This window comes from Flavobacterium artemisiae (assembly GCF_042678225.1).
In the GTDB taxonomy this organism is placed as follows: Bacteria; Bacteroidota; Bacteroidia; order Flavobacteriales; family Flavobacteriaceae; genus Flavobacterium; species Flavobacterium artemisiae.
The window spans coordinates 1,158,043-1,170,062 of sequence record NZ_JBHUDZ010000012.1 but is presented as its reverse complement, the minus strand read 5'-3'; the positions used below and the strand labels follow the sequence as shown (position 1 = coordinate 1,170,062).

9 protein-coding genes are annotated in these 12,020 nt (G+C 34.9%); 7 read left to right on the top strand and 2 right to left on the bottom strand.

The features are described 5' to 3' along the window. From ACFSC2_RS15830 to ilvA, 5 genes are all read left to right on the top strand, one after another. A complete protein-coding gene (locus tag ACFSC2_RS15830) occupies positions 1 to 180 on the top strand; it encodes a DUF5522 domain-containing protein (protein ID WP_095928730.1) in 180 nt (59 codons plus the stop codon). Positions 181 to 191: 11 nt separating this feature from the next. Continuing rightward, entirely contained in the window at positions 192 to 1,166 is a 975-nt protein-coding gene (locus ACFSC2_RS15825) for a 2-hydroxyacid dehydrogenase (protein WP_379814409.1), read from the top strand. Between the two features lie 517 nt (positions 1,167 to 1,683). After that, positions 1,684 to 3,660, top strand: coding sequence for a urocanate hydratase (locus ACFSC2_RS15820; protein WP_379814410.1), 1,977 nt, complete (start codon positions 1,684 to 1,686; stop codon positions 3,658 to 3,660). 27 nt (positions 3,661 to 3,687) lie between these two features. Further along, positions 3,688 to 4,227: a DUF4136 domain-containing protein gene (locus ACFSC2_RS15815; protein ID WP_345143648.1), complete on the top strand. Its 540-nt coding sequence runs from the start codon at positions 3,688 to 3,690 to the stop codon at positions 4,225 to 4,227. 258 nt (positions 4,228 to 4,485) lie between these two features. Continuing rightward, positions 4,486 to 5,730, top strand: coding sequence for a threonine ammonia-lyase IlvA (gene ilvA, locus ACFSC2_RS15810; RefSeq protein ID WP_379814411.1), 1,245 nt, complete (start codon positions 4,486 to 4,488; stop codon positions 5,728 to 5,730). Positions 5,731 to 5,806: 76 nt separating this feature from the next. Here ilvA and ACFSC2_RS15805 read toward each other — a convergent pair whose 3' ends face one another. After that, positions 5,807 to 8,215: an RICIN domain-containing protein gene (locus ACFSC2_RS15805; protein ID WP_379814412.1), complete on the bottom strand. Its 2,409-nt coding sequence runs from the start codon at positions 8,213 to 8,215 to the stop codon at positions 5,807 to 5,809. A gap of 375 nt (positions 8,216 to 8,590) precedes the next feature. On the opposite strand from ACFSC2_RS15805, the gene ACFSC2_RS15800 reads away from it, so the two are divergent. Continuing rightward, on the top strand, positions 8,591 to 8,974 hold the full coding sequence (locus ACFSC2_RS15800; RefSeq protein ID WP_379814413.1) for a group III truncated hemoglobin: 384 nt from the start codon (positions 8,591 to 8,593) through the stop codon (positions 8,972 to 8,974). Between the two features lie 3 nt (positions 8,975 to 8,977). On the opposite strand, the gene ACFSC2_RS15795 is transcribed toward ACFSC2_RS15800, so the two are convergent. After that, positions 8,978 to 10,060, bottom strand: a complete 1,083-nt coding sequence (locus ACFSC2_RS15795) for a DKNYY domain-containing protein (protein ID WP_379814414.1) — start codon at positions 10,058 to 10,060, stop codon at positions 8,978 to 8,980. Positions 10,061 to 10,290: 230 nt separating this feature from the next. Between ACFSC2_RS15795 and ACFSC2_RS15790 the strand changes: the two genes are divergently transcribed. Beyond that, positions 10,291 to 12,020: aromatic amino acid hydroxylase (locus ACFSC2_RS15790; RefSeq protein WP_379818663.1), on the top strand; the 1,730-nt coding region annotated here is incomplete at its 3' end.

Sequence of the window (12,020 nt, the reverse complement as noted above, 5' to 3'; positions counted from 1 at the left end):
ATGAAAGAGCAAAGTAATGAAAATAAATTAATCGAAGGTGAAGATTTTTATTATACACCCGAAGGTTACAAATGCTTTACTGAAAAACATCATTTAAAACGCGGTTATTGCTGTAAAAGCGGTTGCCGTCACTGTCCATACGGATATGATAAAAAAACAGGAAGAATAAATAAAAATTAGAATACCACAAAATGAAGGTTTTTATCAATAAAAATATACCCGAAGCCGGCATTAAACTGCTTCAAGACAAAGGCATTAACTTTACAATAAATCCAACAGAAAATGTTTTATCAAGAGAAGAGTTTATAAAAATCTGCCAAGAACACGATGCGCTTTTGAATGTTGGAACAAACAAATTAGACGAAGATTTTTTTGAGCAATGCCCCAATTTAAAAGGAATTGCTTTGTTCTCTGTCGGATTTGATTCTGTGAATATTCCGTCAGCGAACAGCAGAAAAATTCCTGTTGGAAATACGCCCGATGTCTTGAGCAGAGCAACTTCAGATGTTGCTTTTTTATTAATGCAGAGTGTTGCGAGAAAATCATTTTTCAATCATAAAAGAATTCTAAATGATGATTGGGGAAGTTTTGATCCTTTAGCGAATTTAGGACAAGAACTTTACGGCAAAACTTTAGGAATTTTTGGTCTGGGAAGAATTGGTTTTGAAATGGCAAAAAAATGCAAAGCCTCATTCGGAATGAACATTATTTATCACAATCGTTCTCATAATCAAGAAGCTGAAAAAGAATTGGATGCGAAATATGTAGATTTTGAAACTTTACTTTCACAGAGTGATGTTTTAAGCGTTCATTCCAATTATAGTGAAGAGAACAACGAAATTTTCAATAAAAACACTTTTGCTCAAATGAAACCCAATGCGATTTTCATCAATACAGCAAGAGGAAAATTTCAAAATGAAAATGATTTGTTTGATGCTTTAACGAATAATATAATCTGGGGCGCTGGACTTGATGTTACAAATCCGGAACCGATGAAATTTGATAATCCGTTATTGTCACTTCCAAATTGTTGTGTATTACCGCATATTGGTTCAGCAACGTACGAAGCCCGAAACGGAATGGCGGTTTGCGCCGCACAAAATATAATTGCCCTTGTTGAAGGTAAAAAAATGCCATTTTGTGTTAATGAAGAGATTTATCTTTAATGAGATAATATGCCAATTTTGAAAATTAGATAATTCCAATCTAAAACTAAAATCATAAATCTAAAATATCATATATGGATATTCGTTCAAGAAAGTTTAAGATTACGATTTATAAATCGTATCACAGGTCGGATATCCGTTATCCCTAGTTTTTTTTAAATTAGAAAATGTGACAATTTGGGAATTAGATAATTATAAATAAAATTCAATTTTTAAATTCCAAATTCCAATTGAGAATCTAATTTTGCTAATCAATATTTCGCTCCGCTGGAGCTTTTCTATGAGTGGTAAATTGTTTTCTATAAATATTTCGCCTTTCTAAGGCTTTACATTTGGATTTAATGAATTTTATCAGCTCCGTTAGGAGCGACATATTTATAGAAATCATTTTTAACCGTTGTCACGTTCGATCCCCAGCGGGGCGACATACTAAAAAAACAAAAAATTAATCTGCTGTTAATCTAACCGCAATACCTTAGCGTCTTAGATACTCAGCACCTTAGCATCTCTAAAAAAAATGACTTTCAAAGAACAAATACAACAAGGAATTCCTTCTATATTACCACCAAAGCAGGCTTACGATCCGGCAATAAATCATGCTCCGAAACGAAAAGAAATTCTTTCGGCAGAAGAAAAAAAACTGGCACTGAAAAATGCTTTGCGTTATTTCGATCCAAAACACCACGCCGAATTACTTCCTGAATTTTCAGAAGAATTAGAAACATACGGACGTATTTATATGTATCGTCTTCGTCCAGATTATAAAATGTACGCAAGACCGATTGAAGAATATCCAGGGAAATCATTACAGGCAAAAGCGATTATGCACATGATTCAGAACAATCTGGATTATGCCGTGGCGCAACATCCGCACGAATTGATAACGTATGGCGGAAACGGAGCTGTTTTCCAGAACTGGGCACAATATTTATTGACGATGCAATATTTGTCTGAAATGACAGATGAGCAGACTTTAACGATGTATTCTGGACACCCGATGGGATTATTTCCTTCGCACAAAGAAGCGCCAAGAGTTGTGGTTACCAACGGAATGGTAATCCCGAATTATTCAAAACCAGATGATTGGGAAAAAATGAATGCTTTGGGCGTTTCACAATACGGACAAATGACAGCCGGAAGTTATATGTACATTGGTCCGCAGGGAATTGTACACGGAACTACCATTACAGTTTTGAATGGTTTCAGAAAAATAAAACAAAATCCAGAAGGTAGTTTATTCGTAACTTCTGGTCTGGGCGGCATGTCGGGCGCACAGCCAAAAGCAGGAAATATTGCAGGTTGTATTACGGTCTGCGCCGAAGTAAATCCGAAGATTACTAAAATACGTCACGAACAAGGCTGGATTAACGAAGTCGTAACTTCTACTGATGAATTGGTTGCCAGAGTACATTCGGCGAAAGCCAAAAAAGAAACGGTTTCAATCGCTTATTTAGGAAATGTAGTTGACGTTTGGGAATGTTTCGATAAAGAAAATATCAAAATTGATTTGGGTTCAGATCAAACTTCGCTTCATAATCCTTGGGCGGGAGGTTATTATCCGGTTGGAATTTCGTTTGAAGAGGCCAACAAAATGATGGCTGAAAATCCCGAATTATTCAAAGAAAAAGTTCAGGAATCTTTACGCCGACATGCTGATGCAATCAATAAACATACTGCAAAGGGAACGTACTTTTTTGATTACGGAAATGCCTTTTTATTAGAAGCTTCGCGCGCCGGAGCCGATGTAATGGCCGAAAATAATATCGATTTTAAATATCCGAGCTACGTTCAGGATATTATGGGACCAATGTGTTTTGATTACGGATTTGGGCCTTTCCGCTGGGTTTGTACTTCGGGTAAACCAGAAGATTTATTAAAAACCGATGCGATTGCTTCTCAGGTTTTAGAAGAAATGGCAAAAACGGCTCCAAATGAAATTCAGCAGCAAATGCAGGATAACATCAAATGGATCAAAGGTGCGCAGGAAAATAAACTGGTTGTAGGTTCGCAAGCTCGTATTTTATATGCCGATGCAGAAGGCCGAATCAAAATTGCAGAAGCTTTTAACCAAGCGATTGCAAAAGGCGAAATTGGAGCTGTGGTTTTAGGACGCGACCATCATGATGTTTCGGGTACAGATTCTCCATACAGAGAAACTTCAAACATTTATGACGGTTCTCGTTTTACTGCCGATATGGCGATTCATAATGTGATTGGAGACAGTTTTAGAGGAGCAACCTGGGTATCAATTCATAACGGTGGCGGCGTTGGCTGGGGAGAGGTTATAAACGGTGGTTTTGGTATGGTTCTTGATGGTTCTAATGAAGCTTCAAAGCGTTTAGCCTCAATGCTTTTCTGGGATGTTAACAACGGAATTTCGCGTAGAAGCTGGGCTCGAAATGAAGGTGCTGTTTTTGCTATAAAACGCGCCATGGAAGTAGAGCCTTTATTAAAAGTAACTTTACCCAACTTAGTTGACGAAAGTTTGCTTTAACAAACATGAACATTTAATTTTAATAATATGAGAACTTTCAAACTAATTCCTGTCTTTTTGCTTTTGGTACTTGCTTCTTGCAGCAGTGTTACGGTATATTCTGACTACGATAAAAATGTAGATTTTGCGCCTTATAAAACGTACGCTTTCTTTAAGCCCGGAATTGATAAGGTTGAAATTTCTGATTTGGATAAAAGAAGAATTCTTCATGCAATTGACAATGAAATGCAGGCTAAAGGTTTAACTAAAAGTGAAAACCCTGATTTATTGGTAAATATTTTTACTAAATCTAGAGAACAAGTTAATGTAAATCAATTTAGTGCTGGCTGGGGTTACGGCTGGGGCTGGGGCTGGAATCCGTGGATGATGTACGGAGGAAACCAAACTACTGTTTCTACTTCTACAGAAGGTACTTTGTACATTGATTTAATTGACGCTAAAAAGAAAGAAATGATCTGGCAAGGTGAAGGTCAAGGAACATTAACTAGAAACATTGATAAAAAAGATCAAAAAATTGCTGAATTTGTAAACAAAATTTTAGCGCAATATCCGCCTGTAAAAAAATAATTATTTACTTTTGCTGTTCAATCAGCTAAAAAATGAAAAACTTTAACAACATTATTATCGCTATTATTAGCATTATTGCAATTCAGCAGTAATGGCGAGGTGTTATATAAGTTTGTAAAATATAATTTATAGAACCTCCCACATCGGGAGGTTTTTTATTTTAAGTCGCCACGAATTACACGAATTAGCACTAATTTTTTCAATTTTTAAAAAAGATCGTGATCATTCGTGTTATTCGTGGCAAAAAACAAAAATATCATGAGTTTATTTAACGAAGTACTTAATGCCAAAAAGCAGCTTGAAAATGTAGTTGCTGCCACACCTTTAACCCAAAATTTAAATCTTTCAGACGAATTTGAAGCTAATATTCTACTGAAAAGAGAAGATTTACAAATTGTTCGTTCCTATAAAATTAGAGGCGCATACAATAAAATTTCGTCTTTAAGAGAAAAAGAAAAAGCCAATGGAATTGTTTGCGCTAGTGCAGGAAATCACGCGCAAGGAGTTGCTTATTCTTGTAATCTTCTAAAGATAAATGGCAAAATTTATATGCCCAAAACCACTCCAAAACAAAAAGTAAAACAAGTACAATTGTTTGGAAAATCGTTTGTCGAAATTGTTCTTACAGGAGACACTTTTGATGACGCTTTTGCTTCGGCAACGGCAGACGCCATTAAAAATCACAAGACTTTTATTCATCCTTTTGATGACGAAAAAGTAATCGCTGGACAAGGAACTGTTGGATTAGAAATCTTAGAAAGTTTTAAAGAACCTATCGATTATGTTTTTGTGCCTATTGGCGGCGGCGGACTGGCTTCTGGATTGTCTGAAGTTTTTAAACATTTAAGCCCGCACACAAAAATAATCGGTGTTGAACCCAAAGGTGCTCCTTCGATGAAAACTTCTATTGAGGAAAACAAAAATACAGCTTTAAAAACTATTGATAAATTTGTAGACGGCGCTGCTGTAAAGCAAGTCGGCGATATGACTTTTGAAATCTGTAAACAAAATCTTCACGATATTATTCTAGTTCCCGAAGGAAAAGTCTGCACCACAATTTTAAGATTGTACAATGAAGAAGCGATGGTTGTAGAACCAGCTGGAGCTTTGACAATTGCTGCTTTGGATTTTTATAAAGAAAAAATAAAAGGCAAAACTGTAGTTTGTGTAGTAAGCGGCAGTAATAATGATATTGAAAGAACAGCCGAAATTAAAGAACGCTCTTTACTTTACGAAGGTTTGATGCATTATTTCATGATTCAGTTTCCACAGCGTCCGGGCGCTTTAAAAGAATTTGTAAATAATATTTTAGGTCCAGATGATGATATTACTTATTTTCAATTTCATAAAAAAAACAATCGCGAGGTAGGTTCTGTAGTTGTTGGCTTGGAATTAAAAAACAAAAACGACATTATGTCTATCAAAATAAATATGACGCAAAACGGATTCGAATTTCAATATTTAAATGATAATCAAGATTTGTTCACACAATTAATTGGATAAAATAAAAGGCTGTCTAAAATTTAGACAGCCTTTTACAACCAAATATAAAATTACTAATTGAAACCTAGATTTGTAATTATTGCTTTAAGACTTTTTTAGAATATGTTCCCTCGTTGTCGTTTACTTTTACAATATAAACTCCTTTTGAAAGTCTCGAAACTTCAATTTCAGAAATATTTCCTTTCACAAAACTTATATTTTTACTTAAAACAAGCTGTCCAGCTGTATTAAATAGCTGTACATCTGCACTTCTTTCATGATTGGTTTTAATTTTTAAATGATTACTTGCTTCATCAATAAAAACTGCCATATCGGTTGTGTTTTCCTCTTCTACAAGAGTTTCTACTACCGCTTTTTTTGCCGTAGATTCAACTTGAACAAACTGCCATTGCTGATTTAATCCACCTGTATATGCCCAAACTTGAATATTTGCTCCGTTTGCTGTCGAAACATTTTCAACATCAAGCGATTTACCTGTGTTTACATTCGTAATTTTATAGTAACCAGTGCCAAGATTTGCAACCGTCCATTTAAATTCATTAGAGGATGCAAATGTCCGCTGCTGTACTTTTAATCCATCAGCAGTTCCGTTACTTTCTACTGCAAGATACATTCCAGTAGATTTTACAATGATATAATAATTTCCGCTTCCATCAGAAACAAATTTCCAACGTTGGTTATTTCCTCCTCCATTTGTAATATCATATTGCTGAATTCTACTGCCGCTTGTAGTTGCATTATCAGCAACGTCTAAACCTTTATTGCTATTTCTTGAAATAATATTATAATAGCCTGGAAATCCTGTCGTACTTGTATTTACCGTAATCGCACTTGTCGCTGTCTTTGCACCGTCTACAGTTGTAACTGTAATTGTTGCGTTTCCTGCAGCAACTGCAGTAACCAATCCGTTTGAATTTACTGTGGCAACAGCTGTATTGCTTGAACTCCAGTTTACAGCTTTATTAGTCGCAGTGTTTGGAGAAACAGTCGCTGTTAACTGCTGGGTCTGACCAACTGTAATAGTTGAAGAAGTTGGGCTTACGCTTACACCAGTAACGGCAACAGGAGTTGATGTCCCCCAATTGAATGTAACTGCGGAAGAACACGGAACAGCATAATTAAATGCTGACGATCCCGAAACTACTTTTATTGTATTTGATGAGCCGCTTGTGTTGTAAACTACAAGAGCCGTTGTTCCGTCAGGGTTTTTGAAAGCAACTGAAAGAATACTGCCACTAGTACTTGAGGCTCCAATTCTTATCGCTCCTGGTTTTACAAACTTTGAAATCTGACCAATAATGTAATAAGCAACATTTCTAGTATAACTTGTGCTATTGTTTACAGTGATAGCACCTAAACAAGTTGTACATCCTCCAGGAGTTCTTGGACCAAAACTTGGATTATTGGCTGCATTCCATTCTAAAACTGTTTTAGACCAGTTTGTTGTGCTTCCGATAACAACGTTTTGCATGTGCCAGCCAAAATCTCCGCCAAAGTTACCGCCGGCACCAGTATACTGTTCAGTAAAATAAACGTTTTTATTAGTCGCATTTTTTATAGTTGACATCATTGAAATGTTTCCTAAATACAAATGAAACGCCGCACCGTCAACATAAGAGCTATTATTTAAAACACTTTTTGGATAATCTTCATTGTCGCAGTTATGATCAAAAGCTATAATCTTCACATTTCCAAAACCAGCCGAAGCCATTTGAGGTCCCAATTGCTGATTAATGAAATTCGTTTGCTCTGTTGCATTCATCAGCATACTTGGTTCATTATGCGGATTTTCAGGTTCGTTTTGCGGCGTGACAGCCCAAATCGGAATTCCCTGCGCCTGCATTGCCTGAAGGTATTTTACAAAATATCTGGCATAAGCGGCATAATATTGTGTCTGCAGACTTCCTCCTATCCACGAACCATTGGTTTTCATCCAGCGCGGTGCTGACCAAGGTGTTGCCAAAATTTTAATATTTGGATTGATCAGCTGGATTTTTTTGATAATAGGAATTAGATACGTTAAATCTGGACCGTTTAAACTAAAGTTGTTCATATTTGTATCTCCAGAAGTTTCGTTATAACTGTAAGAAGAACTGCTTAAATCTGAAGCTGCAATACTTATACGAACTACACTAGCGTTTAATCCGGTAGTTGGATTGTATAAATCATTTAATAATTGATTCTGCTGCGTTGCCGCCATTGCGCTGATTACTTCGCAGCTTCCTTCTGTAAGTGTATAACCAAAACCATCCATAGTCTGGTAAGTGGTTCCTGCATTAACGGTAACTGTAGAGGGGTTTGTTCCTGAGTTTGTTCCGAAGCTTACAGTAGACTGCTGCTGTAATAATCTTGACTGATCGCCAGATGTTATAAATGGCGTTACGGTCTGTGCATTTGCTTTTGTAGTTAATAAAAGCAGTATAATGATGAAATTCATCATTACACATTTTACCCAATTTGTAGGTTTGTGAGTAGTTTTGTGCATTTTTTGTGGTTTTAGATAGTTAAACTTTTCTCGTTTTATTATGATATTCTTTATAAAAACACATCAAATTTAATATCATTTTTACGAAATCGATATATTTAAAACTTTACAAATACACATCATTTGTAAAAATTAACTTAACAAAAACTTATCTATCAAAAACAAAAACACTTGTATATCAAGTAATTAACTAACAAATAAATCTTAAAAAGACTTACCGATAAATTAGAAAAAATCAGCAGCAGTAAAAATCAATAATTTTAATACCGATTAATTCACTCTCAATTGAGATTGATTCTTGTTAAATGACAAATATCATGGATCATGCAAGTAGTTATGTTGTATTTTTGCATTTTATTTCATTATACAAAAATCATGGAAACTCTTAAAGATATAACCACAATTGAAGATATTAAACAAATGGTCGATAGTTTTTACGGAAACGTGAGAAAAGACGAACTTATCGGACCTATTTTTAATGACAAATTACAAGACCGTTGGGAACCGCATTTACAAAAAATGTATAATTTCTGGCAGACCATTTTGTTTGATGTACGTGCTTATTCAGGAACTCCTTTTCCAACACACAAACAACTGCCTGTAGATAAAACACATTTTGATCGCTGGATCGCTATTTTTAATTCAACTATTGACTCACAATTTGCAGGACCTATTACTGAAGAAGCCAAAATGCGCGCAACCAATATGGCGTTTATGTTCAGCCATAAAATTGAATATTTTAGAAATCAGGGACTATAAATTTTATTTTATGGATGCTATAATTTGTCCGTTTTTATATTGATTTTTGCCGTCTTCCCATGTTCCATATTCTGAGGAAAATTTGAACTTTTCAGTATCTGCTCCTTCTAAAATCAAATCTTCAAAATATACATTTTGGTTGTCTTTAGAATATTGATCTGAAAGAATTTCGAAGTTTGAGGAGTCTGTCCCAGCAATTTTTTTGAAGTTATAATAAACGCCATTTTTGTCTTTTGAAAAATCATATCTTAATGATTCAAAACTTTCCGCGTCAATTTCGGGGTAGATTACACCTTTGTCAATCAAAAGATTATTAACTATAATTCGCCAATAATCAATTTCTCGGATTAATGTAATTGTATCAAAAGTGTTGATTTCAAACTCCGATTTTGTAAAAGCAGAAACAACTGAATTACCAATTCTGGCGTATGTTTCGTTTATAGTATGAATCTCACCTTCAATCATTTTATGTTTTGGGACAACCTCATCAACCTCAACCATTTCTATACCTTCTCCTCTAAAGTTAAGAATTGAATAAATAAAATCAGCATCAACAGCAATTGAATCGTTTAAAGGTCTAAAAGTTTCGGTATCTACATTGATTTTTTTATTTTTATAATAAACAGAATGAGCGTCTTTAAACCAATAATAACGTCGATAATCTGTAAGCGACGGATCTAATAGTTGATATGTTTTGGGATCAGCATTAGTGATTATTTCTAATTCGTTAAAGTTTTTGCCATCTCGGCTGTAAACATGATTTTTATCTTTAATGATATAAAAACCTTCAACTTCAAAAGTATCATAATCAACCAATTGCTTTCGTCCTTTCCAGAAAACATTATTTTTATCTTTTCCGAAATCAACATTTAAAGGCTGAAAAGTGGCAACATCTGCGTCTAGTTCAAAATAGCCTAATTCGAACCAATTTCCCATTGGCGAATAAACGATTATATTTTTTCTGTAATGATGAAAATAAGAATTTGATACTTCAAGGTTTACAGGTTTCCCGATTTTAAAAAATACATATCTAATGCCTAAAACAATCAGAACGATTATGGCTAAAACGATTAAAATAACTTTCATAATTATAGATTGGGTCTGAAATGACAACAGGTGTAAAACTAACCATTTTCTTGCAAGAAACATTTAGTATTAATAGATAAAGAAAAAATCTCAAATTGATTTTTATCTGAAAGCCTTCAAATTAAAGATTGCGCAATAAAACGACCTTATTTTAAAAAATCTATTTAGAAAAAAATTATTTTAGCACTTGAAATTCGTAATTTTACATTTTAATCTACAACGTTTTCGAAATGAATCCAAATATTGAAACTAATCCGCTTTTAGATCGATTGCCTAAACATTTACAGCAATTTATTAAACCTCAAGATTATAGTGATTATACTCCAATTAATCAGGCGGTTTGGCGTTATGTAATGCGTAAAAATGTGGATTATCTTTCTAAAGTCGCGCACAGTTCTTATTTGGATGGATTAAAGAAGACTGGAATCGAAATTGATTCGATTCCAAGCATGTACGGGATGAATCGTATTTTAAGCGAAATTGGCTGGGCGGCAGTTGCAGTTGATGGATTTATTCCGCCAAATGCTTTTATGGAATTTCAGGCGTATAATGTTTTGGTTATTGCTTCTGATATTCGTCAGCTGGAACATATTGAATATACTCCTGCTCCAGATATCATTCACGAAGGTGCCGGCCACGCTCCTATTATTGCTAATCCTGAATATGCTGAATATTTGAGACGTTTTGGTGAAATTGGCTGTAAAGCGATTTCGTCGCATAAAGATTATCAGATGTACGAAGCGATTCGTTTGCTTTCTATTTTGAAAGAAGCAGAAGATACACCACAAGAAAAAATCGATGAAGCCGAAAAAGCGGTTGCTGACCTGCAAAATAATATGGGCGAATTGTCTGAGATGGCTCAGATAAGAAACCTGCATTGGTGGACAGTGGAATACGGTTTGATTGGCACTATTGAAAATCCGAAAATTTATGGCGCGGGATTGCTTTCTTCAATTGGAGAAAGTGCCCACTGTATGACCGATAATGTGAAGAAAATCCCTTATGATATTTCGGCAGCCAACCAAAGTTTTGATATTACACAATTACAACCGCAATTGTATGTAACGCCGACATTCTCTTATTTGAGTTTGATTTTGGAAGAATTTGCTAATAAAATGGCTTTACGTACTGGAGGCTTATCTGGAATTCAGAAATTGATTCAGTCGAATGCTTTAGGAACAATCGAATTGAGTACTGGATTACAGATTTCGGGTGTTTTCACGAATGTTATCGAAGAAGATCACAAACCTGTTTATATTCAAACAACTGGAAAAACGGCTTTAGCTTATCGCGAAAAAGAATTAGTAGGTCATGGAACTTTGACACACCCACACGGTTTTGGAAGTCCGATTGGAAAGCTGAAAGGTTTTAATTTGGCAATTGAAGATATGAGTCCAAAAGATTTACAGGCTTACAGTATTGTTGAGGGCGAAAAAATAAAACTGGAATTTGAAGGCAATATTATTGTTGAAGGTGAAATCATAACAGGTTCCCGAAATCTTCATGGAGAAATTATCTTAATTAGTTTTAAAAACTGTACGGTAACCCACGGAGAAACTATTTTATTCCAGCCGGAATGGGGAAATTATGATATGGCAATTGGCAAAAAAGTCGTTTCTGCTTTCTCTGGACCTGCCGATGTAAATAGTTTTGACTTGATTAATATTGTTCCTTCAACTCAAACTATTAAAGCAAAACATACTGCAGTACGTGACGAATTGGAGAATTTATATGCATCAGTTCGTGATATTCGTGTGAATAAAAAATCAACTGCAGAGCTTCAAAATATCTTCAATAAATTAAAAGAAAATCACAAAAATGATTGGCTGCTTTCTGTTGAAATTGCTGAGCTTTTAAAAGATTCTTCAGATTCTCTTTTACAAGAAGTTCTTGCGTATTTAGAGCAATTAAAAGAAAGACGTCCAGAAATTGCACATTTAGTTGCTGGTGGACTGGATTT